This is a genomic window from Streptomyces chryseus, from assembly GCF_014650755.1.
Lineage (GTDB): Bacteria > Actinomycetota > Actinomycetes > Streptomycetales > Streptomycetaceae > Streptomyces > Streptomyces chryseus.
The window spans coordinates 57,262-84,180 of record NZ_BMVO01000008.1 but is presented as its reverse complement, the minus strand read 5'-3'; the positions used below and the strand labels follow the sequence as shown (position 1 = coordinate 84,180).

Below are 26,919 nucleotides of genomic sequence, written 5' to 3'. Positions count from 1 at the left end.
ATCCACCAGCGCAACCGTGCCAGGGGTCTGCCGGCATCGTGGCTCTACCTCACCTCCGGCGGCTGCACGAGGGAATGGCACGCCTTGTTGATCGCGGTCGACCACCCGGTACTGTTCGTCGACGCTGACGGCTGGGAGCCCCCATGGGGTGAAGACGCACACGACGGCCTGCGTCATGCAACCCCATCACTCCGGCGATGGCTCGGAACCTGGGCTGATGGCGGCCACGTAGGGGACGAACACCTCGGCCGCTTCTCTGGTGATGAGTGACGTGTGGTCAGTCCGCCACGGGATCGAGGCGACCGGTCACCACCAGATTGCCGTCCGGGGTGCGCCGCGCGAGAACGCCGGTGCGAAAGAAACCGTCGGTAGTGAAAGCGCGTGCGTTGTGATCGGGCGCCCGGTAGTACCCGCGCGGGGTGTACGGACCGCGGGCGAGGACTTCGCCGGGGTCCCCCTCGGGCACGTCGTTCCCGTCGGCGTCGACCATGCGGATCTCATCGTCGGGCGAGAGCGGGCGGCCCTGCGTGGTGAGGACGTCCTCGTCCGGGTCGGCGGACCGGGTGAGAGTGAGCACGCCCTCACTCATGCCGAAGACCTGCTGCAGGCGGCAGCCCAGTACAGGTCCTATCCGTTCGGCCGTCGACCGGGGCAAGGGCGCGCCGCCGATCTGCAGGAGACGCAGAGTGCTCAAGTCGGCCTGCAGTGTGCCCCGTACGTCGAGCCAGAGCTCGGCGACGGCGGGCACCACTGACGTGATGGTGACCCGCTCGCGTCCGATGACCGGAAAGCAGTCGGCAGGTTCCGGGTTCTCGACCAGGACGACGGTACCGCCGGCGGAGAGGGTGCCGACGATGCCCGGGCAGCCGAAGGTGAAGTTGGCCTCGGCGGGCAGCGCGGCGAGATACACGTCGTCCTCGGCGAGCGACACCAGCTCGGCGGCGGCCCGCGCCTGGTAGGCGTAGTCGTTGTGGGTGCGCGGGATGAGGTTGGGCGCCGTGGTGGGACCACCGGAAGGCAGGAAGAACGCCACCTGGTCGGCGCTCTGGGCAAGCGCGGACTGGGGCGGGGCGTCGACGGAGCTCAGCGGGAAGTAGTGGCAGCCCGACGGGTCGGTCGTCAGGCCGCCGTACGGAGACGAGGCACCCGGCGCCTCCAGGGTGAACACCCGCCGCAAGAAGGGCCCTCCGGCCGCGATGTCGGCGGCCATCGCCCTGTGGTCGAAGCCCTGGTACGTCGAGGGACCGACGTAGCCGACGGCCTGAGCGCCCCGTACGAGATGCGAGACCTCGGCTGTGCGGTGCGAGACCGGGCAGAGCACGGGGACCGCGCCGGCGCGCATCAGCGCGAACACGGTGATGACGAACCCGGGAACGTTCGGCAGCTGGACGACGACCCGTTGCCGGGGCCGCAGGCCGAGCAGCCGGAATCCGGCGGCCATGCGGTCCACACGCCGGTTCAGGTTCGCGTACGTGATGCGGGTGTCGCCGCGCACGAGGGCGGTCCGCGGTCCGTACTGCAGGGCCCAGCCGCGCAGCAAGTTGTCCAGCGTAGTGCCACGCCAGTGCCCGGCCGCCCAGTAGCGATCGACGAACTCCTCGGGCCACGGCGTACAGCCGTCGAGCTTGGATGTCATGCGCTTCCCTCTGTCCCAGTCGCGGGCCGATCCAGCACGACGGCAACCTCCAGGAGGAGCCGGGCTCCAGCCGACAGCCGGGCCGGCCGGTGTCCATCCAGGTCACACCCATACGGCCCCTTCTGGACGTGGGGAGCAACCCCGCCGCTGTCTCGACCTGGGCAATCCAATGCGTCAGCAGTCCTGTCCGCAATGTGCTTTCCGAACAGTGGACGCCGACTTCTGTCAGCAGAAGGACCAATGAGCGCCGCTGACCAGGAGGAATGGTCGGGGCTCACTCCAACTCGGCCCAGCACCCCGGTGGAACCTCGTTACGGTGCGGCTGTCCAGGCCGCCAGCGCACCCTGGTGCACTGCGTCCGCGCCGCTATCGCGCCACAGCGCGGTGATGAGTGTGCCGAACCGACGTGAGCTCAGCCCGATGAACGGGTCTGTCCAGGACGGCTCCAGGGCCGTGACGCACCAGTCGCTGCCAGGTGGTCGGACCGGCTCACCACCAGTGCGGGGCTTCCTCGATTCAGGAGGAGCCTCGCTGCGGTTCTACAGCCGCGAGCAGGCATTCGCGGTCGTCTTCACTGATCAGCCCCTCAGGAAGAGTCTCGTCCTCCAGCAACGCGCGCAGCGCGGAGGCGTGTGCGGCGAACGCGGACCTGCACCATTCGCGTTCCGGGTGATCGCAGTCGTTGCCGAGTAGCAGCACCTGGCGTTCGTTGTCCGCGTCGACGGGTTGAGACAGCTCCGCGGCAACGACCAACAGGTCGACCACGCCGGGGCGCACCGCGATGTCGGGGTCGGCCGCCAGGCGAATCAGGAAGGGCAAGGCAGTCGACATCGCCGCGCTCGCGTGAAAGACGCTGTCCATCAAGACGTTGCCCAGCACGCGCAGGGCCTCGGGGCCGGCGGCCTGATCGAGGAGACCGTGCAGCAGGACCGGGACTCCAGCGGGACAACCGGGAACCTGCGACCAGGCGGCCTCGGCGTTGCCCACAAGCGCGGGGTGGTCGCGATCGGCTTGACCTACCTGCGGATACTCGCGGACGAACCGAGCGACGGCAGCCTCTTTGGCGGCTGCATCCATCACGCACATCCCTCTGCCCCCGCCCTGGCTCAGGCCACGTCGCCCAGATGAGCGTCCGCCGGACGAAACTCTTCCCGGAGTGGGCGTCAAACGCAAGCGCCAAAGACACTGCCCACCACGGAGTAGTGGCGTGACAGCCCGGCACCGTACAAGGGGGCAGCCCTGAGCCGGAAGAACTCACCACTCCAAGTGCTGGCACAGCTCTCGCCTGTGACCCATGCGATTGCCGTCGTGGGGGTCCGGCTCAGGCCCCCACGGTCCCATCGACCCCCTGACGCAGAAAGTCCGCGTGCCCGTTGTGGCGGCCGTACTCCAGGAGCACGTGCAGCATCACCATCCGCAGCGAGACCTCCTCGCCCCACCGCGGCTGGTGCCCGGCCCGGTCCAGGGACTCAGCCTCCCGCTCGATACGGCGCGAGTTCTCCACCTCGGCCTCCCAGGCTGCGAACGCTTCTTCCCTGGTCGAGGTGCTTGCGTCGTACGCCGCCTGGAAGTCGATCCTGTCGGACCAGACCATGGGTGCGTCGTTGTCCTCGAACACCCTCCGGAACCATGCCCGTTCCACTTCCGCCATGTGGCGCACCAGGCCGAGCAGCGAAAGAGTGGATGGCGGCATCGACTGCTGCCGCAGCTCCTCGTCGGTAAGCCCTTCGCACTTCATGGCGAGGGTTGCGCGATGGTAGTCGAGGAAGGCCCGCAGCATCTCCCGTTCGTCACCGAGATGGGGCGGTCCTATGCGCTTGTCGCTGGTCACTTGCGATGCTCCTCATCCGTCCTGTTCCCAGGGTAGGCAGTTGTGCTTCGTCAGCTCTTCTCGGACGAGTCGGTGCACCAGCCCCGACTGCCGTCACGGGGCCCGCCCTGCATGGCACCCGCCAAAGGCGCGGGTGGTACGGCGTACCCGCCGGTCGGCGCTCCGAACGGTGCTCAGGATTCATGATGGTGCACGGACTCGAGGACAGTCAGCTCTTCCTCGGACAGGCGCAGACCGCCGGCGGCCACGTTGTCGACCAGGTGGTCGCAGTCTCCGGTGCCGGGGATGGCCAGGACGTGCGGGCCGCGGTGCAGGGTCCACGCGATGCGGATACGGGCCGGGCTGACCCCGTGCGCCCGCGCGGCGGCCACAACCTCCGGCGCGTCACCTTCGCTCGCTCCGGCTTGGCCCTGGGAGGCGGCGATCGTGTAGAACGGCACGAAGGCGACGCCCTGATCGCCGCAGATCCGTACGAAGTCGTCCTGCTCAGGGCGCATCCCGAGGCCGTAGGCGTTCTGCACGCACACCACCGGTGCGACGGCCTGGGCCTCGGCGAGGTGTGCGGGAGTGACATTGGAAATGCCCAGATGGCGGATGAGTCCGGCGTCACGCAGCTCCGCCAGTGCGCCGAAGCGCTCGGCGATGGAATCGGTCCCGACTATGCGGAGGTTGACCACATCCAGATGGTCACGGCCGAGCTGGCGCAGGTTCTCCTCCACCTGGCCGCGCAGCTGCTCAGGCGTGGCGTGCGGCAGCCACCGACCCGACGGGTCTCGCCTCGGGCCCACCTTTGTGGCGATGACGAGGTCGTCCGGATACGGCGCCAGGGCCCGGTTGATGAGTTCGTTGGCGGAGCGCAGCGGTGAGAAGTAGAACCCGGCGGTGTCGATGAGGTTCACGCCGAGTTCGACCGCGCGACGCAGCACGCTGATCGCCTGGGCGCGGTCGCGCGGTACGGCGTCGGGGATGAGCGCTTCGCCGGTCTGCGGCAGCCGCATCGTACCGAACCCGACCCGGTTGACCGTCAGGTCCCCGAGCCGCCATGTTCCTGCCGCCGCAGCGGTGATCGTCTGTGAGGTCATGCCGGAATGATGCGCACCTCGTAGTGTGACCGCCATCGATTTAGACACACAGCAATTCTCCATGGGGAACGGACGTCGGCATCCTGCGGACCGCCGGCCCCTACGGCCGCCTTACCCTTCTTGCCAAGCGAATCAAGGTCGGGGACGATCAAGGGCGACGACATCGAGGGGGCGGCGTGCGATTCGCCGATGGTCCGAGTGTGCACTGTGATGTTCACGTCGAGGCAGCCGTGCCGCGAGTCTGGGCGCTGGTGACAGACATTCGTCTGCCTGCCCGGCTCAGCCCGGAGCTGCAGCGCGTCGCATGGCTCGATGGCGCGGACCGGCCCCTGGTGGGTGCGCGCTTCGAGGGCTACAACCATCATGCGCGGCTGGGGGAGTGGCGGACCGTGTCCCATGTGGTCGAGGTGGACGAACAGCGGGTGTTCGCGTGGGCCGTCACGGATGCGGACGGCCGGTACGGAGAGCCGACGCTGGACCCGGCGAAGCCCATGGCGTCCTGGCGCTACGAACTCGAGGCCGAGGGCGGGGGCACCCGGCTGCGGCAGTCGGTCCTCATCGGGCCTGGCCGCAGCGGAGTCACGCTGGCCATGGAGCGTTGGCCGGACCGGGAGGAGGAGGTCATCGCCTTCCGGCTGAAGGAACTGCGCGCCGGGATGGAGGCCACCCTGTGCGGAATCAAAGGGTTCGCAGAGGACAGCAGCTAGGGACGTGGCGCGGGTGCGTGCGGCCATGCGGTGATGACCGAGACGAAGACGGCCGCTTCGTAGCGGGCCGCCGGCTTGTCGCTCCTCGTGCCCTGGGGCGGACCGGCCGGTGCAAGCCGGGCTCAATCACCTGTGCGGGGAGGGCGGGGGAGCAGGCCCGAGAGCACGTCGGCGTACGACCTCAAAGGGCATCGCCCAGGGCTGCCGACAGCGCGGTCGGGGCGAGTGAGCGCCGGCCTCAGCGGGGTTTCCAGCCCCACACGGTGAGCATGCCGGCCGACAGTGCGGCGCAGTCGTCGGAGTCGAGGTAGCGGACCGCCCCGTCGACCGCCGCGTCGTCGACCAGGCCGGTGGCGAGCATCGCTGCTCGGCCGCGCTCCCACGTGTCCGCCCAGAAGCGGCTGATGGGACTGCCCCGGAGCAGCGGCGGCACGTGGATCTCGGCGGCGACGGACTGAAGCCCCGCCCCGCGCAGCAGGTGCGGGTACGACGGCACCCAGGAGACGTCGGTGCCGATGGTGGCCCGTAGTCCCTGCCACATCGTCCGCATCACCGCGGTGTACGGCGTGCCGGGCGTCCGGTCGCTCGTCAGGTCGACCGCGTCGCTGAGCACCAGCACACCGCCGGGCGCGACCAGTTCGGCCAACGCTGTGATCACGCGCTCGCGCTCGGGCAGGTGCATCAGTACGAAGCGGGCGTGGACGAGCCCGAACCGGCCCGGCGCGAAGCCCGGTGCGGTGATGTCGGCCTCCAGCACGTCGAGTCCGGGCGCCGGCCGCTCGCTGAGGAAACGTGCGTCGCGGTCCACGGCGAGCACACGCGCCACCCCGGCCTCCTCCAGCAGCCGGCAGGAGACCGTGCCCGTGCCGGCGCCCACGTCGAGGCAGCGCCACCCCGGTCCGACCCCGAGGGCGCGCAGCCGCGCCATGGTGATGTCGTCGTAGGCGAGCGCGCCGAAGTCGATGCGCTCGCCCTCGCCCGCCTGTTCGGGACGGAAGACGGCCTCGCCGTACCCCCCCGCCGGGCGCGTCACCGCGCGAAGCGCCGCTCACCTCGCCGCCCCCGGGACGCCGTGGGTGTCGTCGAGCCGGTCGTACGCCGTCTGGTCGAACAGTTTCATCGCCGGACCTCTTCACGCTGCGGGGCGGTGCCGGGTGGCGGTCCTGCGGCCGCCACCCCTACCGATCGATCGTCCACCGACGGCCGCCCGCACGCCCGAGGCGCGCCGCGCCTGGGCCAATCGAGGCAAGGGGCGCGGCGTACGACGTGACAACGCCTGTCGCATCCGGTGGCGACCGCGCGGAACGGCATGTGGTGGTCGACCGCCCGCTCGACGGTGTCGCGCTGCCTGGGCCCTCCCGCCTCCCGGCCCGGCGGCTGCCGCTGCTCTGCTGCGCGGTGATGTCCATGCCGGTCATCGTCCGACTCTTGCCGCCAGCGGCAAGGTCAACATCGCATCCTGTGCCCCACTTACCCGTAGACCCCTCTTTCTGGCGCCTGTACGAGTCGCGTGTCAGCTGTCCTCGTCGGCGGTTCGGTTCGCCCCCGGGTCCACCACTTCGTCGAGGACCTTGCGGACTGCCTCGTACGCGGAGTGGAGAATCGCAGCCTCAAGCGGCGGCTGGTGAGCCGCCTCACTCGTCTGCGCTCTGTCCGACTCGCCGCGCCAGTGCTGTTCCTCCTGCGCTGCCCAGTCCCGTGCGCGGCGAATGCGCCGCAACAGCTCATCTGCGTCCACGACATCAGCCATGCGCGGATGTATACCCAGCGGACGGACCTGACAGGCACCCATGGGGAAGCCGGCTCTACGAGGCTCCCCGGCCCTGGCTTGCGGCCCCGGTACCCGCGTCGGTGGGCATGTAGATGTCCGGGTCGGTGGACAGGTGCCCGTGGTCGGGGGCGAGGATGCCGCGCAGCCTTTTCACGGGCGTGTAGAGGGGCCGGTTGTCAGGTTCGATGCCGTCCTCGTCGGGAGAGTCGAAAAGCCGGTCGAAGGGCACGGTGACGAAGGGCCACGCGCCGGGGATGTCCATCGAATCGGAGTGGTACTGCCACACGGTGCCGAAGTGCCGGTTGTGAACCTCCCCGACGTACCACGATGCGGTCTGGAGGAAGTCGCCCGCTTCGTCCTGACCGGCCTGCGCGGCGGTGGCGTAGCGGTCGCGGATCAGGTCTTCGAGGCGGACGAGCGAGCCGAGGCTGAAGTCCCACGTGCCGGGGACTCGTTCGGCCCAGTCCGGGGAACTCGGAGTGCTGGACGGCCAGCCAGGCGTTCAGGACGCAGTTGTCGGACCTCAACTGGTCGAGTCGGCGCAGCTCCTCGTACGCGTCGTCGTCGATGTCCATGCCTGCGACCCGATCGGCCGGTCGTGTCACGGGCCGTCCCCAACAACGGGGTACGCTGCAAGCGGTGTTGGAAGTCGAGGTGGCCGAACGTCTCGTGCTGCGTGGTGCCTTCCTCGGGCGTCTTGCCAGGCGCTTGCGCCGCGATGTCCACTTCGGGCTCTCCTTTGCGCCAGGTAGCGGTCACTTTGAGAGTGGCCTTGCCGCCGGCCTCCGTCACGACGCTCACCAACTTGCCGCTCTTGACGGCGATCTCGATGCCGAACTCCAGCGTCACTTCGTCCGGCGCGGCGCGCCGCAGCCCGGACCTGACACTTTGTGTGACGGTCTCCAAGGTCGTGGGGAGATCGCCGAGCTGCCGTGACACGCTGTCCCCGAAGCCGGTGTCCTGCGGGCCCTCGTCATCGTCGTTGACGCGTACCCAGATGGAGGTTCCGTTCGGCATGACTGCCGGGACCGCATCGGACACAAGTCCCCCTCGCTCGGCTCACTGATCCAAGAGATGCCCGGGTTCCCGGGGACGCCCGGCGACCGGTCACCTATAATCATCACACGATCACAGCACCCACGCTGGACCAACTGGTGGCCGTCACCAACCCGGTGTGGTTCTACTCCGCGCGATTGCCCCCGTACGACGTCGAGGGGCGTGCGCTCTTCCACACCGAGCGCCGCCCCGACGGCTCGTGGACCAGCATGCGTCCGCTGCCGGGTGCCGTACTCGGCGCCGCCTCGTTCGCGGGGGTCCAGAGCGCCGCGGCCGGCATGGCGGACGGCTCCGTCGTCGTGCTCGGCATCGCGCCCGACAACGCCCTGTGTAGGACCTGTCCGGGCGGTACATCCGAAGCCGGATGACGAGGGCTGCCGCTGTCGCGCGCCGAGGAGAACACCCCGCGTATACGGCCCGTGCTGGGCGCGGGTCGCATGGACACACCCCGATGCTCGCGTCCAGGGGTTCGGTTTTCCGAACCCCTGGTTCGGGGGTGGGCACGATCGATCGCCGTGCCGCACCCGCCGAGGATGAGGGCATGGCTGAAACAGCGACAGATACAGCGAGGGGAACTGCCGCGCGGGCGCACGAGCTGCACCGTGAGTACGGGCGCGGCACCGCCGCCGTGCGGGCATTGCGCGGGGTGTCGGTGGCCCTCGCGCCGGGGACGTTCACGGCAGTGATGGGGCCGTCGGGCTCCGGCAAGACCACCTTGTCGCACTGCCTCGCGGGGATGGACCGGCCGACTCGGGGCTCCGTCTGGTGGGGTGGGACCGAGGTGTCCCGGCTGCCCGAGCGACGGCTGGCGGAACTGCGGCGCAGCCGGGTCGGGGTCGTCTTCCAGGCGTTCAACCTGATGCCGGCGACGACGGTCGCGCAGAACGTCGAGCTTCCCGGCCGGCTGGCCGGCGAACGGCCTGACCGGGACCGGGTGCTGGACGCGCTCGACCGGGTGGGACTGGCCGGGCGGGAGCGGCACCGGCCCGGGCAGCTGTCCGGTGGCCAGCAGCAGCGAGTGGCGATCGCCCGGGCGCTGGTCTCCCGCCCCCAGGTGCTGTTCGCCGACGAACCGACCGGCGCGCTCGACCAGGCCACCGGCCACGAGATCCTCGCCCTGCTGCGCGCCGGTGTGGACCGGGACGGCCAGACCTGCGCGATGGTGACGCACGATCCGGTTGCCGCCGGTTACGCGGACCGGGTGCTGCTGCTCGCCGACGGGCTGGTGGTGGACGAGCTCGACCGTCCCACCGCCGCCCAGGTCGGCGAACGCCTGAGTCGGCTGGGCGGGTGAGCGCGATGACCTCACTCGCCCTCGGGCAGATGCGTCGGCGTCCGGCCGCCTTCGTCGGCCTGGCGGTCGCGCTCTTCCTCGCCATGGCCACCGTGACGCTGTTCGGCTCGCTGCTCGCCGCCGACATCACCGCACCGGCGGCCGCTCGTAAGGCGGCCGCAGGGGCCGGACTGATGGTGATCGCCGGCGCCTTCGGTGAGATCGCCGTACTGGTCGCGTTCTTCGTCGTCGTCAACGCGTTGGGCTTCGCTCTGCGTCAGCGGCACCGCGAGTTGGCCCTGCTGCGCACCATCGCGGCGACACCGCGCCTGACGCGGCGGCTGGTCCGACGCCAGGGACGACACCATCACCGAGCTGCGGCGGCTCACCCGGGGCATCCACCCGGTGGCACTGGACGGAGGCCTCGGCGAGGCGTTGCCCGGGCTCACCGTGACCTCGAAGGTGCCGGTCACCGTCCGCATGGACCTGCGGGAACGCCCCGACCAAGCGGTCGAACGGGCCGTCTACTTCTGCGCCGCCGAGCTGCTCACCAACGTCGCGAAGCACAGCGGAGCCGACTCGGCCGAGCTCACGGCGACTGCGGCCGACGGCCGGGTCCGCCTGACCGTGGGCGACGACGGGCGCGGCGGCGCGAAGCTGGGAGTCGGCACTGGCCTGACCGGTCTCGCCGAACGGCTCGCGGCGGTGGACGGCGTCCTGCGGGTCGACAGGCCGCCCGGCGGGCCCACCGTGATCACCGCCGAGCTGCCTGCGCGTCTGTGACGTATCAACTTCCGCTTCCGCTGCCGCTTCCGCTTCCGCTGTCCGCCAGATAGGCGAGGACGGCCTTCACTCGTCGGTTGTCGGTGTCCGCGGCCCGCAGGTCGAACTTGGTGAAGATGGCGGCGACGTGCTTCTCCACCGCTCGCCCCGACACCACAAGCAGCGTGGCGATCGAGAGGTTCGAGTGGCCTTGCGCCATCAACTCCAGCACCTCACGCTCGCGCGGCGTCAGGGTGCCCACCCGGCTGCGCTGTCCACCACGCATCAGCTGGGTGATCACCTCCGGGTCGAGCGCAGTGCCCCGTCGGCGACCCGGTGCAGAGCGTCCACGAACTCGGAGGTGCGGGCGACACGTTCCTTCAGCAGGTACCCGATGCCCGCCGCGCCGTCCGCCAACAGCCGGGAGGCCCAGGCCGTCTCCACATGCTGGGACAAGACCAGAATGCCGACCTCGGGAGTCCACGCAAGGATCTCGACGGCGGCGCGGATGCCCTCATCGGTGTGTGGGGGCGGCATCCTGATGTCCACCACGGCTACGCAGGGCCGGTGCTCCACCACCGCGGCAAGCAGCTCGGATGCCGTCCGGCGGTGGCCATCACCTCGCATCCGCGGGCGCCGAGCAACTCGACCATACCGTCACGGAGAACGACGGAGTCCTCGGCCAGTACCACGCGCAGGGGCTTGTTGATCACGACGCCATTGTCCGGTCCGACCCGACGGCCGCCGGTGAATGTCCGTCAAAGGGCGTTGTCAGTGCCTCCCCATAGTGTGGAGACATCACTCGGGGAGCCTCGTAGAAGGAGCAGAATCATGTCCGCCAACAAGATCCAGCACAAGGTGAATCACGTCGCGCTGGTAGTGGACTGTTCGGGTTCCATGCGTCAGCACCAGAGTCAACTCGTCCGCGTGGTCGATGAGTTCGTGGCAGGCCTGAAGGCCGAGTCGGACAGCCTCGGTCATGAGACCCGGATCAGCCTCTACTCCTTCGACCACAAGGTGGAGAACCTGGTCTGGGACATGGACGTGAAGCACCTGCCGTCCATGCGGGGTCTGTACAAGGTCAACAATGGCGCCACGGCGCTCATCGAGGCCTCTCTGAAGTCCCTGGACGACCTGGGCCACATCTGGGAGGCGTACGGCGAGCACAGTTTCCTCCAGATCGTGGTGACCGACGGCGAGGAGAACGCCTCCGGCGGCGACCGACGGCACGACGGCGACATGTCCATCCTCGGCCCCTGGCTCGACAGGATCGCGGCGAAGATGGGTGCCCTTCCGGGCCACTGGACCTCCGCGATCCTCGTTCCGAACTCCCTGGCGAAGCGAACCGCCCAGAACTACGGCTTCCCGGCAGGGAACATCGCCATCTGGGATGCGGATTCCCAAGAGGGCGTCGAGGAGGCGATCGGTACCGTCCGCGCTGCCGCCACCAGCTTCCTCCGTGGCCGCGAGCAGGGCGTGCGCGGCACGAAGAACCTGTTCGCGGTCGGCCAGGACATATCGGTCGACGACGTGCGAGCGAACCTGGAACCGGTCCCGGCCGACAAGTACCGACTCCTGAAGGTCGACACGGAGGTCGAGATTCGATCCTTCGTGGATTCGCATCCGGGCGTGACGTACGAACGTGGGTCGTGTTACTACCAGCTGGGCACCCGTGTTCAGGTGCAGCCGGACAAGGAAGTCATCGTGGTCGAGAAGGACACCGACCGCGCATACACGGGCGACGCGGCACGCAGTCTTCTGTTCGGCACGGGGATCCAGGGAACCGTCTCCGTGAAGGCGGGGCGCAATCCCAAGTTGGAGGTGTACGTGCAGAGTCGTTCGGTGAACAGGAAGCTCAAGCCGAACACGCGCCTGCTCATCATGCTCTGAAACTCACGACGAAGGCCGCCTAGCAGGTCGTCCAGGACCGGTTGCCCAAGGGCCGGCCGGTCGTGGGCCTCACCCGGGACCGGTCCCGCGAGCACGGTCGTGGCCGGTCTGGCCGCCATGGTGTGCCGACGACGGGGGCGCTGTGGCGACCCGGATCGGTGTACGTCGCGTAGGCAGGCTTCCGCCCTGAAGCGGTGCCCGCGCGGGTCTGGCAGAGTCAGCTGACAGTCCACTCGCGGAGCTGGCGGGCGATGCGGGCCACGCCCAGTGTTCCGGCGGCGGTGTCACGCACGAGGGCGACGGCGGCTTTGGGCGGGTAGTCGAGCCGGTGGCCGTTCAGAGCCAGGTAGGCCTCAGTGGAGTGCCAGGCGAACGCCTCGCCCGAATGCTCGAGGCAGGGGAGTTTCACCAGGGTCTGGAGCAGGGCGGCGGCTTTGAGGTGGAGGGAGCCGTAGATGTCGCGCTCCATGGCGCCGGCGTTGATCCGTGCGACGGCCGCGTACAGCGGTCCGAGGTCGTCGACCTGCGGGTCGCCGTCGAGGAGCTGGGCGGCGTGCAGCAGGAAGGTGATGTCGAGCGGGTGCGGCGGTTCGGGCAGGCTCACGCGGCCTGGCCCTGGTTCTGCCGCTCAAGCTCGGCGCGGGCCTGCTGCTCGGCGGCCCGCTCCTCCTGGGAGGGATCGACGCTGCTGGGCTCGGCGGCGAACGCGGCGCCGCTGCGCGCCATCGACTCCTTGAAGCCGTCCAGGAAGCGCTGCTCGACGGCGGTCGCGCGGGCGTAGGCGGCGGAGAGGATGTACTCCTGCATGCTCACCCCCTCCTGCTTCGCGGCGGCCGCGATCGCGGCCCGCTGCTCGGGGTCCGGGAAGCGCAGATTCATGGCCTTCGGTTCCGTCATGGCACCAACGGTACCAGCGGTACCACAGCCGGGGGAGTCCTCTGCCGATCGCGGCTTGCGACGGCCGCCTGCTGCGCAGGGAGGGTGGGCTCCCACCGCTGGGTCCGCCCCCACTCGGGGAGGACCTCCGACCGACAGGAACCCCAGAGATGTCTCGTACGCGCAAGATCCTCGCGCCCTTGGCCGTGACGCTCGCGGCGGGCACCCTCGCCGCGCCCGGAGCGGTCCCCGCGGTGGCTGCCACCCCCGCGCCGTGCGGGGCCGCGCCTGCCGCCTCGGTTGTCTGCGGGGCAGCCTCTTTGAGGTGGTTGTTGGGATCGGAGGGGCACAGGTTGCTTGGCCGGCTTGCCCTTGTTTGTCTGCCGCAGTGGCATTCAAGGCGGGGACCGGAAACGTTCGAGCGAAGTCCTGCGGAAGAACATCGGAACGGCAGACATAGATTGACTGTGCTCCGCGCGTCCTTGTGAGCGTTGAGGAACGGGAGGGCCTATGGATCCGCAGGATCACGAGAGATTCCGGGACTTTGTCGATGTCCGGTGGAGCGCTCTGTTGCGCCTGGCGAACTTGCTCACCGGCGGCGACCGGCACGAGGCGGAGGATCTTGTGCAGAGCGCCCTGATGAAGGTGCTGGGCCGCTGGCGGCAGATAGAGGACCCGGAGGGTTACGTGCGCAAGGTGATGTACCGGCACCAGATCAGCCGCTGGCGGCTGCGTCGCCCGCACCGCGAGGCGACGTTCGCCGCGCCGCCGAAGGACCTCGGCGTCGCTGACGGCACGTCCGCCGCCGATCTGCGGATCACCGTGGGTCAGGCGCTCGCCCGTCTGACGCCGCGGCAGCGCACGATGCTGGTGCTGCGCTATTTCGAGGACCTGTCCGAGACGGAGGTGGCGAGCGCGCTGGGCTGTTCGGTGGGCACGGTGCGCAGCACCACCCATCGGTCGCTGGCCCGGTTGCGCGGTCTGGCGCCGGAGCTGGGCGCCCCGGCTCAAGCCGCAGCCACCGTCCCGAGCAGCAGCGTGCCGAAGGGTGCCCACGTATGAACGCCGACCAGCTGGACCGCGCGATCCGGGACGTCCTGCACACATGGGCCCCCGACGACCCCAGCGCTCCCACGGATGTCGCCGACCGCATCGTGCGCCGCCATCGACGGCGGAGCCGCATGCGCGTCACCGGCGCGGCTCTCGGCCTCACCGGTATCGCCTTCGGCGCGCTCCTTGTCACCGGTACGGGTGGCGACGACGGGACGCGACAGCCGGCTTCGCGGGTGAGCAGGCAGAGCAACTTGCTGTGGCAGACCACGATGCCCGGCAAGTCCTGGGACGCCTGCACCACCGGTCCTCGTGCCGTCTACTGCCGAGGGGCGGAGTACGACGGCATCGGCCTGGACGCCCGTACCGGAAAGGTGGTGTGGCAGCAGAAGGCCAAGGGCGTCAGCAGCGGCAGGTCTCCGGCGGGATCACTGCCCGGCGTCCGCGACGGAGTGCTGTACTCCTACGCCGATCACGCCCCCGGCGCGCCCCGGGCCGGCACCGACCTCGTCGCCTTCCACATCGGGAGCCGAAAGGTGCTGTGGAAGCACGAGCTGGCCGACGACAGCCGCCGCTGGTCCTCTGCCGTGCTGTTCGACGGCGGGGTCCTCGCCAACGCCCCGACCTCCAAGCGCGTGACCGCGCTGGACTACAGGACGGGCCGGACGTTGTGGACGCATTATCGGTCGGATGTCGATTGCGACCGGGCCGCGATCGGCGGCGTCCCGTACTTGATGTGCTCGCCGGACAGTGAGAAAGCCCCACAGCGCAGCACCGTCGTCCGGTTGGACCCGGCGACCGGCGAGCCGCGGACGGTCGCGACCGTCAAGGGCCCGACGGCCTACATCGGAACGGACGGGGACGCGGTGCTGCTGGGCGGTATGGCCGGCGGACAGAGGTTCCTCAGCGATCCCGGACCCGCCACCCTGACCCGCGTCGACGTCAGCTCGGGCAAAGTGTCGCAGCACCGTGTCGACAGCCTGCCGATGGGCGTGGTCGCCGACGGCATCATCCTGGCGTCCGGCGGGAACGGCAGCGCCGTCGCGTATTCGGCCGACGACGGCAAGCGGCTGTGGTCGCGCGACCTCGGGCTGAAACTCCGCAAGGACTCGCGCGATCCCACGATGCGGGAACTGCCCTCCGACGCAGCGGTGGATCTCGGTAACCGGGTGGCGTACTACCTTGATCCGTCCGGGCATCTGGTGGGCCTCGACCTGGACAGCGGTGCGATGCGCTGGCGCGGCCAGGTGCAGGTGCAGGTGCCGAAGCGTCAGGTGGAGGCGGGGGTCGCCCCGGAGCTGATGGTCTACGACCACGGACTCATCGGCCAGATCGGCGGCGAGCTCTTCCGGATCAAGCCCACGCTGCCCAAGGCGCGTTCGTAGTCAGGGACGAGAGGAGCTCGCGCGGGCCCCGGCAGAGGAACTCGGGTCCCGCGCCGGCCACGGAGTGCGGCCGGCGCGGGACGACGGGCTCACGGATATCCTCGGGCGATGTCGAATCGATCGGTAGTAGCCGGAGTAGGCCTCGCGCGGGTGATGGCGCACTGTGGGGGCAGCCCAGCGGCAGCCGCGCGGCATCTGGCGGATGCCATCGCCTCCGCACCTGAGGATCCCGAGCCTTACGCGGTGCTTGCCGAGTTGTGGAGGGACAAGCCGTCGGAGCTGGCCGGCGTCGTTCAGGACGCCGACTCCTTGCGGGCGGTACTGGCACAGTCGTACATCAGGTTCCTTGAGGGCGACATGGACGCCGCGGCGCTGGCGATCGGCTCGGTCACGGGCGTGCGACCCGACATCGCGTGGGCCGAAGCGCCCTGGTTCGGCGACGAACGGTTTCTCGGTGCGGTGAGTGCCGACGCGCTGGCCGAAGCCGCGATGCGGACGATGGACTACGGCCATGGCCTGGACACGGAAAGCATGCGGGAACGGTTCCAACCGTGGTTCCAAGCCATCGACGTGGTCTCTGCCCGCCGGCCGGTGCCGGAGGCGTTGGCCAGGATGGCGATCCTGCTGCGGGCATGCGGTCTCACCGACGCGTCATTCGCCCTCTGCGACCAGGCGGACTCCGTTGAGCGGATCATGCTGACCGAAGTCGTGCGAGCGGGCACGTGGCGCAAGCTGGGTGATGCTGAGGAGACCGCGGCGGCGTTCGAGCGCGCTCTTGCCCTGGAGCCTGCCAACTGGTCGCTCTACCTGGACCTGGCCGATGTGCGCGCCGAGCAGGGTGACTTCAGTGCCGCCGTCCGGCTGATCGATCAGGGACTGCGGTACGAGCCGACTGAGCATGTACTTCGCGCGGCCGGGGCCGCCTACCGGGCACGGCTTACCGGCTCACCTGCCGAACTGAGCGAACTCATCCAACTGGCCCCGAACCTGCCGAACGACTCGTACCGCGGCCTGCTGATTGATCACGCGTGTGCTGGTCCGGCCCTGCCCGCCGAGCTCGTGGCTGCGGCCCGCCGTATCCAGAACAGCTGAGCGCTCCTCGGTGTTCGCCGATGAACGAACCTCTGGAGTCGCTCAAGTTTGCTTTGGTTTCCGACGGCCGAGGGCATCTCCCCCGCATGTGAGAAGCGAGTACTTCGCTTCGGGGGACCGACGGACGGTGGGGGAGCGATGCGAATCTTGGCTTTCGGCCTTGTGGTGATCGTGGTCATGCTGATCGTGGGCCTGCTGGCGACCGCGGCGAACCGGGTCGAACGGCCACCGGTCAAGAGCGGGCGCAGCTGGTGGGCAGGCAATCACCGGGGTGGCTCGCATGGGGGCGGAGGCTCCTCCTGGGGAGGAGGCGGCGGCTGCGGGGGCGGCGGTGGTTGCGGCGGAGGCTGAACCGTCGCCGTGCACACCCGACGCGGGGGTGCAGCCGGACGGCCCCCCGGTCAGTTGCTGAAGGGCGTGGGGCCGATGCGGCCCCACGCCACAAGACCTCGCTGACCCGCCACGCGGCACCGGGTGTGACCGACCCGCTGCCGCGCCGGCAGCGCGGTGCGGCCCGCCGCGGTGTATCGCGCGGCGGGCCACTACCTGACGCTGACGAAAGGGGTACGGGGTCCAAGGCCGGCCCAGCGGGAGACTACTCGAGCCCGAGCTCCTCGCACTCGTCTCGGATCTCGCGAACGCAGATCTGCTTCACCGTGTAGAGCCCGTCGGCGACGACGGTCTCCTCGATGTTCTCCTTCGTCAGTGCGATGACGGGGATGCGCACCGTCGGCACGGACTTCTCGGTCGGCGTGTCGATGTCCGTGTGCGCGGCGGCGCCGAGCGACATGTTCCTGGCCAGCAGGATGGCCATCTCCGCGGCGGCCTCCGCCTCCGGTGCGTACTGCTTGTAGACGGTCATGTACTGATCACCGGCAACGATGCGCTGCACGGCCGCCAGTTCGGCGTCCTGGCCGGTGACCGGCGGGAGGTCGGTGACACCGGCGGACTTGAGCGCGGCGATGATGCCGCCCGCCATGCCGTCGTTGGCGGAGTAGACGCCGGCGATGCCGTCCTTGCCGAGGGTGGCGAGCGCGGCCTCCATGTTCGCCTCGGCGTTCTCCGGCTTCCAGTCCTTGGTGTCGTACTCGAGGCCGATCTCGACCATGCCGTCGAGTTCGGTGTGGGCGCCCTTCTTGAACATCGCGGCGTTCGGGTCGGTGAGGGCGCCGTTCATCATCACGATCTTGCCCGACGCGGACCCGGGCCTCGAACCGGCCCCGGCCTTGAGGGCTTTCAGCAGGGACTTGCCCTGGATGTGACCGACCTGCTCGTTGTCGAAGGAGACGTAACCGTCGATGGGGCCCTCGGCGAGGCGGTCGAAGGCGACGACCGGGATGCCGGCGTCGTCCGCCTTGCCTATCGCGCCGGCTATGGCCTTGGAGTCCACCGCATCGACGATCAGTACGTCGACCTTGTCCTTGATCATGGATTCGAGCTGTTGCGTCTGCAGATCGGCGTCGTTCTTCGCGTTGGCGTAGCGGACCGTGCCCTTGCTGTTGGTGAGCAGCGCGATGCGCTCCTCGATGACCGGCTTGTCGAATTGCTCATAACGAGCGGCCTGGTTCTCCGGGAGCAGCAGACCCACAACGATGTCGTCACTCAGCCTCACACCCGGTTGTTCGGTCGTCCCGCAACCGAAGAGGGACACGGCCATCGCGGGGGCGGCGGCTGCGACGGCGGCACGACGCAGAAGTGCGTTCATTGGTTGAATCCAACCTCCATGATCAGCCGCATCAATTGCGGCCAAGGTGGCCGAAATCCAACTCGGTGGTGGAGGAAGCGTCAAGGTGCCTCTGATTAACGTGACCGCAACGTGATTCTCTGTAAGCAAGCGTTCAAGCATCTGTGATCGGCAGGGGCGAACGGATGCCAGGCGATGCCAATGGCCGCGGCGATACGTCAAGCCGGGAGGTGCTCGCGACGGGCGCCTCGCTGACGGGCGCCAACTGGGTCTACCCGCCACCGCACTTCGCCGGCGGTCGGGTGCACCGGGCCGGTCCACCCGGACGCCCCCGCCACCCGGCAGTGAGGTGACGCCATCGGTACCGCCGGGCCGGATGCGGCGGAATCATCACGGTTTCGTTGAGGCCTCGCCCTGGGGTAACCGACTGCTTAGCATGGTGCCTTCCCGGAGGATGCCGCCGCCTTCCCCACTCCGGTGGCCGACTCGGTGGAGGAACCGCACAGCGCACCGCGCAGCTCCACAGACGGCGTCTCGCCGCGGTGTTCTCGCACGTCCCGTCCGTTTGGAGGGTCCATGCACACCAATGCCGTCCCCGGCAGCGTTCGTCCCACCACCCCCGCCGGCACCACCCGAGGCGACGAACGCCTCTCTGCGGTGAACGGGAAGCCCCGCGCCGAGCTGCGCCGTGAGAGCGCTCGCGGCCACGACGAGGCCGTCGGCGGGCCGCCCGTCGCCGCAGGGGAGTCCACTGCGCTCCAGCTCTTCGACCGGGCCTGCCGGCGCCTGCTGGGACGCGGCACGGACTTCACCGACACCGTGGTCGAGAAGATCCGGGCCGAGGTCCAGTACTACGCCGACCCGCTCGCCCCGCCCGACCTGCGGCGGTCCGTGAGCACCGGCGTCCGCCACGGGCTGGAGGCGGGCCTGGACCCGGGCAGACTCGTGGACGTAGAGAGGTACACCAGGGAACTGGGCATCCGGCGCGCCGAAGAGGGCCGCCCCCTCGACGAGGTGATGCACGCCTACCGAGTCGCCGGCTCGGAGGTCTGGAGCGGGATCGTCCGCGTGGTGGAGCGGTACGGGCTCGGCGACACGCGCCAGCTGGTGCACGTGGCCGAGCTGGTGTGGAAGCACAACGACCGCGATGCCGTCCTGGTCGCCGACGCCTACCGCCAGGTCGCCAAGGGCGTCGCCAGCCGGCACGGTGAACGCGTCCGCCTGATCCTCGCCGCCCTGCTGGAGAGCCGCAACGAACCCGACTTCGCGCGGGACGCGGCGGCGATCCTCGATCTGCCGCTCGACGGACGGTACGCGGTGGCGATGATCGGAGCCACACCGCCGTACGGCCGTGTGCCGGAGACCGTCCCGGAGGTACGCGGGATACGGATCCTGCGCCACCCCCGCGGGCAGCGCGCGGTGCTCGTCGCCCACCTGGGCGACCGTCCCCTGGACGCGCTGGCGTCGGGCCTGGTCGCCGGAACCGGACTGCGCATCGGTATCAGCCCCGTCGTACAGGGGCTGAACAGCCTGTCCCGAGCCCGAGACATGGCCGGACTGGCGCTGCGCACGTGCCGCGCCGACGGCGAGATCGCCCGGCTCGACTCCCGCCTGCCCGACGGTCTCCTGCTCTCCCGGCCCGACCTGTCCGCCGAACTGACGCTTCAGGTGCTCCAGCCCATGTACGACCTGGAACCGGCGGACCGCGACACCCTGTTCGCCACCCTCGGAGTCTGGATCGAGAACGGCGGATCCGCCGTCCGGACCGCCCGGCACATGCTCTGCCATCGCAACACCGTGCTCAACCGGCTGCGCCGCTTCGAGCAGACAACGGGGCTCGCTCTGTCCCGGCCCCGCGACCTGGTGCAGCTCACCCTCGCCCTCGACGCGCTGCGCCTGCTCGGGCCGTCCGCCGCGCCCGCCCCGTCCGCCGCGCCCGGCGCCCCGGAGACATCGCGCCCCCCGTCGGCCCTCTGACGACGTGCGGCGGCCCTGAGGGGCGCCGCCGTGTGGGCATCAGCACAGCGACCCCACCGACCCGTTGGGCGTGGACAACAGCGCGGGCACAGAGCGTGGACCGGCCGGGCCGCAGCTGCTCTGGTGGCCCGCATCGCGGGCAGTCCGCCCGCCGCGTACACGCCCGCCAGGAGACCGCCATGCCCCGCCAGCACGCCCCCCGGCTTCATCATCGGCCACAGCCGTACCGCCCAGGCAGGTCCTTCGCCCTGGTCAACGGAGTGACCTTCGGCGTACATCTGCTGCTCGCCCTGTTCGCCGCCGAGTTCATGGCCACCCGCACGTGGGGAGAAACGAACATCGGCATGCTGGCCATCCTCGTCCAGGGCTCTCTCCTGCTGTGGACAGCGGTGCGGTACGACCGCCACGCGGACGTGGAGCACTGATCCTGATGACGACTGCTCAGCTCGTGCTCGCCGCGTCACCCGGTGCCGGCGTCCTGGACTCGGACACGCGTGGCATGGTCCTCGTGGGGTTCCTCGCGTTCATCGTGCCCATTCTCTTCATCTGCGTTCTGAGCGGCCCCGCGCGGGACCGGGTCAACGACTTCTACACAGCCGGTCGCGCGCTTTCGCCCCTCCGCGGCGCCCTCGTACTGTCCGGCGTCTACCTCTCGGCGGCCACGGTGCTCGGTACGACGGGAAGCGTCGCGGTCTTCGGCTACGACGGTCTCTTCATAGCCCTGTGTACGGTGCTGTCCCTCGGCGTGCTGCTCCTCCTGGCCGGCCCCCTGCGCGAGCGCGGCCTCTACACGTTCGGCGACATATTCGCCCTGCGGGCTCCGGGGCCCGCGGTGCGGATCGCGGTCGCCGTCGTCACCTTGAGCGTCTGCGTCCCGTATCTGGTGGTGCAGCTGTCCGGTGCGGGAGTGACCACCGCGATGCTGCTGGGGCTGTCCGGTCCGGGCCCCGAGCAGACGTCCATGGTCATGATCGGCCTCCTCGTCGTCTGTGCCACGACGTTCGGCGGGATGCGCGGCATGATCACACTTCAGGTACTCAAAACGGTCGTACTGCTGGGCATGGCCCTGGTCGTGGCAGCGGTGGTGCTGGACCGTTTCGGCTGGAGCACCGACTCCCTGATCCAAGCCGCCGGACAGGGCAGTGGCCGCCCCACCCTCTACGCACAGCCCGGGCTGCGCTTCGCCGACACCGGCGGAGCCGAAGGCACACTCGACTACATCGGCCTGATGGTCAGCATCGTGCTGGGGGTGGCGTGCCTGCCCCACGTCGCCATGCAGCTCAACACGGCGCCCGACGCGGCCGCAGCCCGCCGTACGGTGCGCCACACCATCGGCATGGTCGGCGCCTTCTGCCTCACCACAGCCGTACTGGGCTTCGGGGCAGCGGCGCTGGTCGGCGCCCGGAAGATCCTGACCGCGGATCCGGGGGCCACCAGCACGCTGCTGATGCTCACGGGCGAACTGGCGAGCGGCTCGTCCACGCGCGACGCCTGGCTCGTCGTCCTGGTCTCCTGCGCGGTGTTCCTCACCACGCTGGCGGTGGTCGCGAGCGTCACCCTGGCGGCCGCGGGAGCGGTCGCGCACGACCTGGTCACGCATGTCCTGCGCCGAGGGCGTACGACCGAGGGCCGGGAGGTGGCCGCCGCCCGCATGGCGTCCGCCGGGGTCGGACTGCTGAGCATCGGGCTGGCGGTCTGGGTGCAGGGCTGGAACGTCGGGTTCCTGTCGGCGCTCGCGCTGGCGGTGGCAGCCTCCTGCTTGCTGCCGGCCCTGGTGTACTCGCTCTTCTGGAGCCGCTACACCCGCGCCGGACTCCTCTGGACGCTGTACGGAGGGCTGTTCTCCGCCATCGGACTGCAGATCTCAGGACCGGTCTTCTCGGGCACACCCATGGCGCTCCTGCCCGACTGGCATTTCGACTGGTTCCCGCTCCAGACGGTGGTCCTCGTGTCGATGCCGGTCGCCTTCCTGCTCGGCGGGCTGGGCAGCATCGCCGGGAGACGCCGGGCGGCGGCGTACACCGAGCACATCCCGGCATGACGTGCCTGCCCGTCCCGCCTCGCCGAGACCCGGCTGACTCCGCAAGGTGTGCCCGCCGCACGCCGCACTTCTCGCCTCCCGAGCGGCGGGTGCACCTCACGGGGACCGGTCGACGGGTCAGCCGGGCCAGGTGCCGGTCAGGCGTCGCACCGCGGTGGCGCCGCCGCGGTCGACGGCCGCTTTGACGGCCGCGAAGATCGCGCCTTGGAGAGTGGCGGCGAGCAGGACCTCCTGCCATCCGCGCTCCTCGTCGGTGGCGTCCGGGGCGTCTTCGTCGTGACCGACGACTTTCCACACCTGTTTGAAAAGCCCGCCGGCCACGACGCCGCTCGCTGCGCCGAGCGCCAGGCCGATGGGCTTGTAGGCAATCTTGGACGCCTTCATCGGCGCACCCTCCTCCGACGGCGTACGAGGACAAGGGCGGCGAGCGCAGCGGCACCGGTGACGACCAGGCCGAGGTTGCCGCGCCCGCTCTCTGCCCCTCGATACGCCTTCTCGCGTACTGGATCCGGGACCTTCTCCTGGAACTTGTCCGCCACGGCAGCGGCCGCACGCGCGATCTGTTCCTTGGTCTGCGCGGCCTTCTCGCGCACCGGTTCGGGGGGTGTGTCCTGCACAAGGTGCAGCGCATGGCCGGCATTGTCGTGCGACCGGCTCTCTACCTGTGCTGCCTCGTGCGGGGCCCGGGCCTTCGCGTCGGTCTCGGTGGCCAACGCCTCATCGGTCGGGCCGAGTTCCCGACGGGTTCCTTCCACCTGTTCACGCAGTTCGTCAGGTGTAGGTGCGGAGCCGGTGTCCTGCGGGTCAATGGTCATCGGTGCGCCTTCTCCTTGATCCTGTCCTCCTTGGTCCTGGCGACGTAGCGGTCAGTACGAAGGGGTCGCCCTTGCCGACTGGTGCCGTACCTCAAAGCATGCCGCCATGACGCCTCACTCTCTCCGTTCGGGTCGGGTACGGGACGTTTCCCGCCGCGTACCCGAGCCCTGGCCGGCCATGCCGCTCCGCCCCCCTGTGGGACGTACGGCACCGAACTGTGGGTTACAGCAGTCTGCGGAGCAGCGGCCGAGGCGCCCGGTGGACGAGCCAGGCGCTCGCCATGCCGATAGCCGCCCCGACCGCGACATCGCTGGGATAGTGAGCTCCGCTGTGGACGCGCTCGACGGCCACCATCGTGGCGGGAACCGCGGCGGCCACCCCCCACCAGGGCGAGGTGGCGGCGACCGCGGCGGTGAAGCCCACGGCGGCCGCGGTGTGTCCGGAGGGGAAGGACGAGCTGTCCGGCCGGTCCTCGACGTCGTCGTGCGGAATCATGTCCGCCGGGGGCCGGCGCCGCTCGTACAGCTGCTTGCAGCCCGCGTTTCCGATCAGCTGTGCGGTCAGCATCCCAGCCACGCCCGCCGCCGCGGCTCTGCGTTCCGAGTGCCCGCCTGCGGCTGCCATGACAACGGCGAAACCCCACCAGAGCTTCGTCTTCTCCGCTGCGGACTCCACGGCCGGGAGCACCTGCCGCGCCCAAGGGGAGGTCCAGGAGGCGGCCCGGCGGGTCAGCCGGCGATCGATGCGACGAAAGTCGTGGAGAAGATGCATGAACCGCTGGTTCCCCCATCCCGCTCTCCGACACGGCCGACTCGGCGCACAACGGGCGCGCTGTACGGGCACGGCCAGGTCGTGCCGGTGAGCGTCGTGGGGCGGTGACCGCCGCCACCAGGCACGTCCCGGCGGTGCGGGGGCGAACTCACCCGACGCCTGGCCCTTCTCGATCAGCCAGGGTGAGCCGGGCTGCGACGGGCTGCGTGCAGGGCACCGAGGACACGAGCCGCGCGATCGGCTCGATCCTCCGGCGGGCGCAGGGTGCGACGGCGCGGGCCCCCTCGCATAGCCTGGTCGGCTCATCCGACGCACCGCGACGAGGACCAGCCCATGCGCAGCAGCACCAGGATCCGCCTGATCGAGCCCACCGACGCCGCCCCGATCGCCGCGCATCGGGCGCGGGACTTCGAGGCTTTCCGGCCGTGGGAACCGGCCCAGCCGGCCGACTTCTTCACCCCCGAGGGCCAGGCGGAGCGGATCGACAGTCTGCTGGACGGATACCGGGCCGGCGCGGTCTGGCCGGGCGTGGTGCTCGCCGACGACCAGGTGATCGGGCAGGTCACTGTCGGAGGCATCCTCCCGCAGCCGCACCTGCGCCGAGGCTCCGTCGGATACTGGATCGCGAGCGTCGCCCAGAACCAAGGGCACGCCGGGCACGCCGTCGGGCTCGTACTCCGGGTGATGACGGACGAACTCGGGCTGCACCGTGCCGAGGCGTCCACCCATCTGGAGAATCTGCCGTCGCAGCGCGTGCTGCGCCGCAACGGGTTCAGCCCGTACGGCGTCGCTCACTCCTCGATCCTTCTCGACGGGAGCTGGCGCGACGGGCTGTTGTGGGAGCGCGTCCTCGGCGACTAGCCTCGCCGTCTCGGTTGAGATGAGGCCGGAGCCGGGGAGGGATGACGAAAGCGCCTCCTGAGCGAGGACGATGAACTCGTCGTGTGTCGGCTGCTCACGGGACCAGTGTGATGTCGGGCGACACCTGGCCATGTCGACCGGCGGATGGGCGGGCTCGTCAGCTCTCCGCGGCTTGAGTGCGATGCGCGGGAAAGTGCGCTTGCGTCAGCGGGTGTTGACGGCTGCGGACCGCGAGGCGCGCGCCACGACGAGGAGGAACAGTCCGCAGGCCGCCACGAGCAGCCATCCTGGGCGCGACGCGGCGGCGAGGCCCGCGGGGTCGGCGCCCGCGACCGTGCCCCCGGCGACGGCGATTCCGACCGCCGCCCCGACCTGGCGCGCGGTGGAGGTGATCGCCCCTGCCACGCCGGCCCGGGAGGGCGGCAGACCACTGACCGCGGTATTGGTCAGGGGGGCGTTGGCGAAGCCGAACCCGATGCCGATCAGCAGGTAGGCGAGGAGAATGAGCGGCACGCTCGTTTCCCGGCCCAGGTTTGTCAGGCACATACCACCGACCGTCATGAAGACACCTGCGAGGATCAGGGGACGCCGCGGTCCGAGGCGTCCCACCATGGCGCCGGACCATGGCGCGCACACCGTGGCCCCGAGCGCCATGGGCAGGGTCGCGGCACCGGTCGCAAGAGGTGTCCAGCCCCGGGTGTGCTGAAGATAGAGGGTGTTCAGCAACAGGCTCACGTTCAGCGCGACGAACACCGCGACGGCGCCGAGTACCGCCGTCGCGAACGGCGGTCGGCGGAAGAGGCCGAGGTCCATCAAGGGTTCGCTGCGGCGCAGCTCAACCAGGACGAACCCGGCCGTCGCCGCCATGATCAGCGCGTATCCGGCCAGGGCCGTCGGTGAGGCCCAGCCGATCCGAGGTCCTTCGATGAGCACACCGACCAGAAGCAGGAGAACCACGGTGAGGAGCACTTGGCCGGGCAGGTCGAGGCGCCGGGCGCGCCGCGCGCGGGACTCCGGTACGAACACGGCGACCAGGATTAGGGCGGCGACCACGACCGGCACGTTGAGCCAGAACACCGAACGCCAGCCGAACGCGGCGATGAGCGCCCCGCCGGTGACCGGGCCCGCCGCCATGCTGAGCCCGAAGACGGACGCCCACACACCGATCGCCCGGGCGCGTTCCCGAGGGTCGGGCATCGCGTTCACCACGATCGCCAGGGCCACGGGGCTCAGCATGGAGGCCCCGACGCCCTGGACGGCCCGGGCGGCGACAAGCACGCCGAGCGACGGGGCGAGGGCGCATGCGAGGGAGGCCAGGCCGAATACGAGCAGCCCGCACTGGAAGACGCGGCGGCGCCCGAAGCGGTCGGCGAGCGCACCGGAGACGATGAGGAGGCTGGCCAGGACCACGGTGTAGGCGTTGACCACCCACTCGAGACCACGGGTGCCCACATCGAGGCCCCGCCCTATCTCAGGCAGACCCACATTGACGATCGTGGTGTCCACCCCCACCAAGAACATGCTGAGCGCGCACACGGTCAGCACGGTCCAGCGCCGGCGCGCGCTGAGTGGGGAGGGTGGCGCGGCCAGGGATGTCGTGAGCACGGAAGTACCCCTTCTGTGGAATCGGTTGCCGCCCAGACTCGGTCGGGGGAGCGCCCAAGCCCAGGAACTTTGCGGAAGCTGCAAAAATGGCCGCATGGACGCCGAACTCGCGGAACTCCTCGACAGCATCGGGCCACGGCTGCGCGCCCTGCGGCGCGACCGCGGCCTCACCCTCGAAACACTCGCCGAAGACACCGGGGTCTCCGTGAGCACGCTGTCGCGCCTGGAGTCCGGCCTGCGGCGCCCGACACTCGACCTGCTCATCCCGCTGGCCCGCGCCCACCGCGTCGCGCTGGACCAGCTGGTGACGGCTCCGGCCACCGGTGATCCGCGCATCCACCTGCAGCCGCTGAGCCGGGAGCGCGGAAACGTCCTCGTCCCTCTGACGCAGTACCCGGGCCGGGTTCAGGTCTTCAAGCAGGTCCTCGCACACCGTGAACCGAGACTGGTGACCCACTCCGGCTACGAATGGCTCTACGTACTCGCCGGCGAGCTGCGCCTCATCCTCGGGGAGCGCGAGATCACTCTCCGGCCGGGCCAGGTGGCTGAGTTCGACACCAGCGAGCCCCACTGGTTCGGCCCTGCCGGAACTGAAGCGGTGGAGATCCTGCACCTGTTCGGCCCCCACGGTGACCAGGCGGTCGTCCGCACCGGCCCGCCGGCGAACGACTGAGCAGCCCCCGACCGGCACGCGCGGCGTAGCCACTGCCGAGGGTTGGGCATCGGGCTGCCCTCGGACCCACAGCCGACGTA

29 protein-coding genes and 1 pseudogene are annotated in these 26,919 nt (G+C 70.0%); 13 read left to right on the top strand and 17 right to left on the bottom strand.

Going from position 1 to position 26,919, the window contains the following annotated elements; translation table 11 throughout:
• Positions 1-277: 277 nt before the first annotated feature.
• The 4 genes from IE185_RS15110 to IE185_RS15095 all read right to left on the bottom strand — a co-directional run bounded on the left by IE185_RS15110 (position 278) and on the right by IE185_RS15095 (position 4,549).
• Entirely contained in the window at positions 278-1,636 is a 1,359-nt protein-coding gene (locus IE185_RS15110; protein ID WP_138894156.1) for a (2,3-dihydroxybenzoyl)adenylate synthase, read from the bottom strand.
• A gap of 516 nt (positions 1,637-2,152) precedes the next feature.
• Positions 2,153-2,713 (bottom strand): hypothetical protein, encoded by a 561-nt coding sequence (locus IE185_RS15105; protein WP_138894155.1) that lies wholly within the window; start codon positions 2,711-2,713, stop codon positions 2,153-2,155.
• A gap of 244 nt (positions 2,714-2,957) precedes the next feature.
• On the bottom strand, positions 2,958-3,467 hold the full coding sequence (locus IE185_RS15100) for a DinB family protein (protein WP_138894154.1): 510 nt from the start codon (positions 3,465-3,467) through the stop codon (positions 2,958-2,960).
• Positions 3,468-3,640: 173 nt separating this feature from the next.
• On the bottom strand, positions 3,641-4,549 hold the full coding sequence (locus tag IE185_RS15095) for an aldo/keto reductase (protein WP_138894153.1): 909 nt from the start codon (positions 4,547-4,549) through the stop codon (positions 3,641-3,643).
• Between the two features lie 176 nt (positions 4,550-4,725).
• Here IE185_RS15095 and IE185_RS15090 point away from each other — a divergent pair, with 176 nt between their 5' ends.
• Positions 4,726-5,256 carry an SRPBCC family protein gene (locus IE185_RS15090; protein ID WP_138894152.1) on the top strand — a complete coding sequence of 177 codons (531 nt, stop codon included), beginning with the start codon at positions 4,726-4,728 and terminating at the stop codon, positions 5,254-5,256.
• 238 nt (positions 5,257-5,494) lie between these two features.
• Here the strand turns inward: IE185_RS15090 and IE185_RS15085 are convergent, their stop codons facing one another.
• The 4 genes from IE185_RS15085 to IE185_RS33980 form a co-directional block, all read right to left on the bottom strand.
• A complete protein-coding gene (locus IE185_RS15085) occupies positions 5,495-6,289 on the bottom strand; it encodes a class I SAM-dependent methyltransferase (RefSeq protein WP_138894151.1) in 795 nt (264 codons plus the stop codon).
• 480 nt (positions 6,290-6,769) lie between these two features.
• On the bottom strand, positions 6,770-7,006 hold the full coding sequence (locus tag IE185_RS15080) for a hypothetical protein (protein ID WP_138894150.1): 237 nt from the start codon (positions 7,004-7,006) through the stop codon (positions 6,770-6,772).
• A 55-nt stretch (positions 7,007-7,061) separates the two neighbouring features.
• Complete coding sequence (locus IE185_RS15075; protein WP_138894149.1) at positions 7,062-7,289, bottom strand: hypothetical protein; 228 nt, start codon at positions 7,287-7,289, stop codon at positions 7,062-7,064.
• Positions 7,290-7,423: 134 nt separating this feature from the next.
• Positions 7,424-8,044, bottom strand: a complete 621-nt coding sequence (locus tag IE185_RS33980; protein ID WP_369408184.1) for a CU044_2847 family protein — start codon at positions 8,042-8,044, stop codon at positions 7,424-7,426.
• Positions 8,045-8,181: 137 nt separating this feature from the next.
• On the opposite strand from IE185_RS33980, the gene IE185_RS15065 reads away from it, so the two are divergent.
• Both IE185_RS15065 and IE185_RS15060 read left to right on the top strand, forming a co-directional pair.
• Complete coding sequence (locus IE185_RS15065) at positions 8,182-8,451, top strand: hypothetical protein (protein ID WP_138894147.1); 270 nt, start codon at positions 8,182-8,184, stop codon at positions 8,449-8,451.
• 173 nt (positions 8,452-8,624) lie between these two features.
• The gene (locus tag IE185_RS15060) at positions 8,625-9,377 is read left to right on the top strand and encodes an ABC transporter ATP-binding protein (RefSeq protein WP_138894146.1); all 753 of its coding nucleotides are present in this window, start codon (positions 8,625-8,627) and stop codon (positions 9,375-9,377) included.
• 11 nt (positions 9,378-9,388) lie between these two features.
• Here IE185_RS15060 and IE185_RS15055 read toward each other — a convergent pair whose 3' ends face one another.
• Positions 9,389-9,745 (bottom strand): hypothetical protein, encoded by a 357-nt coding sequence (locus IE185_RS15055; protein WP_189715325.1) that lies wholly within the window; start codon positions 9,743-9,745, stop codon positions 9,389-9,391.
• Between the two features lie 16 nt (positions 9,746-9,761).
• Here IE185_RS15055 and IE185_RS15050 point away from each other — a divergent pair, with 16 nt between their 5' ends.
• Positions 9,762-10,139 carry a sensor histidine kinase gene (locus IE185_RS15050; protein ID WP_229843517.1) on the top strand — a complete coding sequence of 126 codons (378 nt, stop codon included), beginning with the start codon at positions 9,762-9,764 and terminating at the stop codon, positions 10,137-10,139.
• Between the two features lie 4 nt (positions 10,140-10,143).
• Here IE185_RS15050 and IE185_RS15045 read toward each other — a convergent pair.
• Positions 10,144-10,771 (bottom strand): annotated as a pseudogene (locus tag IE185_RS15045) (LuxR C-terminal-related transcriptional regulator).
• A 178-nt stretch (positions 10,772-10,949) separates the two neighbouring features.
• On the opposite strand from IE185_RS15045, the gene IE185_RS15040 reads away from it, so the two are divergent.
• The gene (locus IE185_RS15040; RefSeq protein WP_138894145.1) at positions 10,950-12,008 is read left to right on the top strand and encodes a vWA domain-containing protein; all 1,059 of its coding nucleotides are present in this window, start codon (positions 10,950-10,952) and stop codon (positions 12,006-12,008) included.
• A gap of 217 nt (positions 12,009-12,225) precedes the next feature.
• Here the strand turns inward: IE185_RS15040 and IE185_RS15035 are convergent, their stop codons facing one another.
• Entirely contained in the window at positions 12,226-12,612 is a 387-nt protein-coding gene (locus IE185_RS15035) for a fic family toxin-antitoxin system, toxin component (protein ID WP_138894144.1), read from the bottom strand.
• Positions 12,609-12,905 (bottom strand): type II toxin -antitoxin system TacA 1-like antitoxin, encoded by a 297-nt coding sequence (locus IE185_RS15030; protein WP_229843516.1) that lies wholly within the window; start codon positions 12,903-12,905, stop codon positions 12,609-12,611. The genes IE185_RS15035 and IE185_RS15030 overlap by 4 nt, the downstream gene beginning before the upstream one ends.
• A gap of 489 nt (positions 12,906-13,394) precedes the next feature.
• Between IE185_RS15030 and IE185_RS15025 the strand changes: the two genes are divergently transcribed.
• The 3 genes from IE185_RS15025 to IE185_RS15015 all read left to right on the top strand — a co-directional run bounded on the left by IE185_RS15025 (position 13,395) and on the right by IE185_RS15015 (position 16,411).
• A complete protein-coding gene (locus tag IE185_RS15025; RefSeq protein WP_138894143.1) occupies positions 13,395-13,946 on the top strand; it encodes a SigE family RNA polymerase sigma factor in 552 nt (183 codons plus the stop codon).
• Positions 13,943-15,319: an outer membrane protein assembly factor BamB family protein gene (locus tag IE185_RS15020; RefSeq protein ID WP_138894142.1), complete on the top strand. Its 1,377-nt coding sequence runs from the start codon at positions 13,943-13,945 to the stop codon at positions 15,317-15,319. The genes IE185_RS15025 and IE185_RS15020 overlap by 4 nt, the downstream gene beginning before the upstream one ends.
• A gap of 108 nt (positions 15,320-15,427) precedes the next feature.
• Complete coding sequence (locus IE185_RS15015; RefSeq protein WP_138894141.1) at positions 15,428-16,411, top strand: tetratricopeptide repeat protein; 984 nt, start codon at positions 15,428-15,430, stop codon at positions 16,409-16,411.
• A gap of 595 nt (positions 16,412-17,006) precedes the next feature.
• Here the strand turns inward: IE185_RS15015 and IE185_RS15010 are convergent.
• Complete coding sequence (locus IE185_RS15010) at positions 17,007-18,116, bottom strand: substrate-binding domain-containing protein (RefSeq protein WP_189715323.1); 1,110 nt, start codon at positions 18,114-18,116, stop codon at positions 17,007-17,009.
• Between the two features lie 555 nt (positions 18,117-18,671).
• On the opposite strand from IE185_RS15010, the gene IE185_RS15005 reads away from it, so the two are divergent.
• The 3 genes from IE185_RS15005 (at position 18,672) to IE185_RS14995 (ending at position 22,113) form a co-directional block, all read left to right on the top strand.
• Complete coding sequence (locus tag IE185_RS15005; protein ID WP_189715321.1) at positions 18,672-20,072, top strand: PucR family transcriptional regulator; 1,401 nt, start codon at positions 18,672-18,674, stop codon at positions 20,070-20,072.
• Positions 20,073-20,251: 179 nt separating this feature from the next.
• Positions 20,252-20,497 (top strand): DUF485 domain-containing protein, encoded by a 246-nt coding sequence (locus IE185_RS15000; protein ID WP_138896087.1) that lies wholly within the window; start codon positions 20,252-20,254, stop codon positions 20,495-20,497.
• A gap of 5 nt (positions 20,498-20,502) precedes the next feature.
• Positions 20,503-22,113: a sodium/solute symporter gene (locus IE185_RS14995; RefSeq protein WP_138896088.1), complete on the top strand. Its 1,611-nt coding sequence runs from the start codon at positions 20,503-20,505 to the stop codon at positions 22,111-22,113.
• Positions 22,114-22,230: 117 nt separating this feature from the next.
• Here the strand turns inward: IE185_RS14995 and IE185_RS14990 are convergent, their stop codons facing one another.
• From IE185_RS14990 to IE185_RS14980, 3 genes are all read right to left on the bottom strand, one after another.
• Positions 22,231-22,497 (bottom strand): DUF4235 domain-containing protein, encoded by a 267-nt coding sequence (locus tag IE185_RS14990; protein WP_138896089.1) that lies wholly within the window; start codon positions 22,495-22,497, stop codon positions 22,231-22,233.
• Complete coding sequence (locus IE185_RS14985; protein ID WP_138896090.1) at positions 22,494-22,928, bottom strand: DUF3618 domain-containing protein; 435 nt, start codon at positions 22,926-22,928, stop codon at positions 22,494-22,496. Before IE185_RS14985 ends, IE185_RS14990 begins: the two co-directional genes overlap by 4 nt.
• Positions 22,929-23,151: 223 nt before the next feature.
• Positions 23,152-23,700, bottom strand: coding sequence for a phosphatase PAP2 family protein (locus tag IE185_RS14980; protein ID WP_138896091.1), 549 nt, complete (start codon positions 23,698-23,700; stop codon positions 23,152-23,154).
• 333 nt (positions 23,701-24,033) lie between these two features.
• Here IE185_RS14980 and IE185_RS14975 point away from each other — a divergent pair, with 333 nt between their 5' ends.
• The gene (locus tag IE185_RS14975) at positions 24,034-24,561 is read left to right on the top strand and encodes a GNAT family N-acetyltransferase (protein WP_138896092.1); all 528 of its coding nucleotides are present in this window, start codon (positions 24,034-24,036) and stop codon (positions 24,559-24,561) included.
• Positions 24,562-24,765: 204 nt separating this feature from the next.
• On the opposite strand, the gene IE185_RS14970 is transcribed toward IE185_RS14975, so the two are convergent.
• Positions 24,766-26,166 carry an MFS transporter gene (locus IE185_RS14970; RefSeq protein WP_229843515.1) on the bottom strand — a complete coding sequence of 467 codons (1,401 nt, stop codon included), beginning with the start codon at positions 26,164-26,166 and terminating at the stop codon, positions 24,766-24,768.
• Between the two features lie 94 nt (positions 26,167-26,260).
• Between IE185_RS14970 and IE185_RS14965 the strand changes: the two genes are divergently transcribed.
• Positions 26,261-26,839, top strand: a complete 579-nt coding sequence (locus IE185_RS14965) for a helix-turn-helix transcriptional regulator (RefSeq protein WP_138896094.1) — start codon at positions 26,261-26,263, stop codon at positions 26,837-26,839.
• The last annotated feature ends 80 nt before the right edge of the window (positions 26,840-26,919 follow it).

What these genes read in the sequence shown, in the direction of transcription:
- IE185_RS15110 (WP_138894156.1), bottom strand. Translation starts at nt 1,636, where the DNA reads ATGACATCCAAGCTCGACGGCTGTACGCCGTGGCCCGAGGAGTTCGTC.
- IE185_RS15105 (WP_138894155.1), bottom strand. Translation starts at nt 2,713, where the DNA reads ATGGATGCAGCCGCCAAAGAGGCTGCCGTCGCTCGGTTCGTCCGCGAG.
- IE185_RS15095 (WP_138894153.1), bottom strand. Translation starts at nt 4,549, where the DNA reads ATGACCTCACAGACGATCACCGCTGCGGCGGCAGGAACATGGCGGCTC.
- IE185_RS15080 (WP_138894150.1), bottom strand. Translation starts at nt 7,006, where the DNA reads ATGGCTGATGTCGTGGACGCAGATGAGCTGTTGCGGCGCATTCGCCGC.
- IE185_RS15075 (WP_138894149.1), bottom strand. Translation starts at nt 7,289, where the DNA reads ATGGACATCCCCGGCGCGTGGCCCTTCGTCACCGTGCCCTTCGACCGG.
- IE185_RS33980 (WP_369408184.1), bottom strand. Translation starts at nt 8,044, where the DNA reads ATGCCGAACGGAACCTCCATCTGGGTACGCGTCAACGACGATGACGAG.
- IE185_RS15060 (WP_138894146.1), top strand. Translation starts at nt 8,625, where the DNA reads ATGGCTGAAACAGCGACAGATACAGCGAGGGGAACTGCCGCGCGGGCG.
- IE185_RS15040 (WP_138894145.1), top strand. Translation starts at nt 10,950, where the DNA reads ATGTCCGCCAACAAGATCCAGCACAAGGTGAATCACGTCGCGCTGGTA.
- IE185_RS15030 (WP_229843516.1), bottom strand. Translation starts at nt 12,905, where the DNA reads ATGACGGAACCGAAGGCCATGAATCTGCGCTTCCCGGACCCCGAGCAG.
- IE185_RS15025 (WP_138894143.1), top strand. Translation starts at nt 13,395, where the DNA reads ATGGATCCGCAGGATCACGAGAGATTCCGGGACTTTGTCGATGTCCGG.
- IE185_RS15020 (WP_138894142.1), top strand. Translation starts at nt 13,943, where the DNA reads ATGAACGCCGACCAGCTGGACCGCGCGATCCGGGACGTCCTGCACACA.
- IE185_RS15015 (WP_138894141.1), top strand. Translation starts at nt 15,428, where the DNA reads ATGTCGAATCGATCGGTAGTAGCCGGAGTAGGCCTCGCGCGGGTGATG.
- IE185_RS15010 (WP_189715323.1), bottom strand. Translation starts at nt 18,116, where the DNA reads ATGAACGCACTTCTGCGTCGTGCCGCCGTCGCAGCCGCCGCCCCCGCG.
- IE185_RS15005 (WP_189715321.1), top strand. Translation starts at nt 18,672, where the DNA reads ATGCACACCAATGCCGTCCCCGGCAGCGTTCGTCCCACCACCCCCGCC.
- IE185_RS15000 (WP_138896087.1), top strand. Translation starts at nt 20,252, where the DNA reads ATGCCCCGCCAGCACGCCCCCCGGCTTCATCATCGGCCACAGCCGTAC.
- IE185_RS14995 (WP_138896088.1), top strand. Translation starts at nt 20,503, where the DNA reads ATGACGACTGCTCAGCTCGTGCTCGCCGCGTCACCCGGTGCCGGCGTC.
- IE185_RS14990 (WP_138896089.1), bottom strand. Translation starts at nt 22,497, where the DNA reads ATGAAGGCGTCCAAGATTGCCTACAAGCCCATCGGCCTGGCGCTCGGC.
- IE185_RS14985 (WP_138896090.1), bottom strand. Translation starts at nt 22,928, where the DNA reads ATGACCATTGACCCGCAGGACACCGGCTCCGCACCTACACCTGACGAA.
- IE185_RS14980 (WP_138896091.1), bottom strand. Translation starts at nt 23,700, where the DNA reads ATGCATCTTCTCCACGACTTTCGTCGCATCGATCGCCGGCTGACCCGC.
- IE185_RS14975 (WP_138896092.1), top strand. Translation starts at nt 24,034, where the DNA reads ATGCGCAGCAGCACCAGGATCCGCCTGATCGAGCCCACCGACGCCGCC.
- IE185_RS14965 (WP_138896094.1), top strand. Translation starts at nt 26,261, where the DNA reads ATGGACGCCGAACTCGCGGAACTCCTCGACAGCATCGGGCCACGGCTG.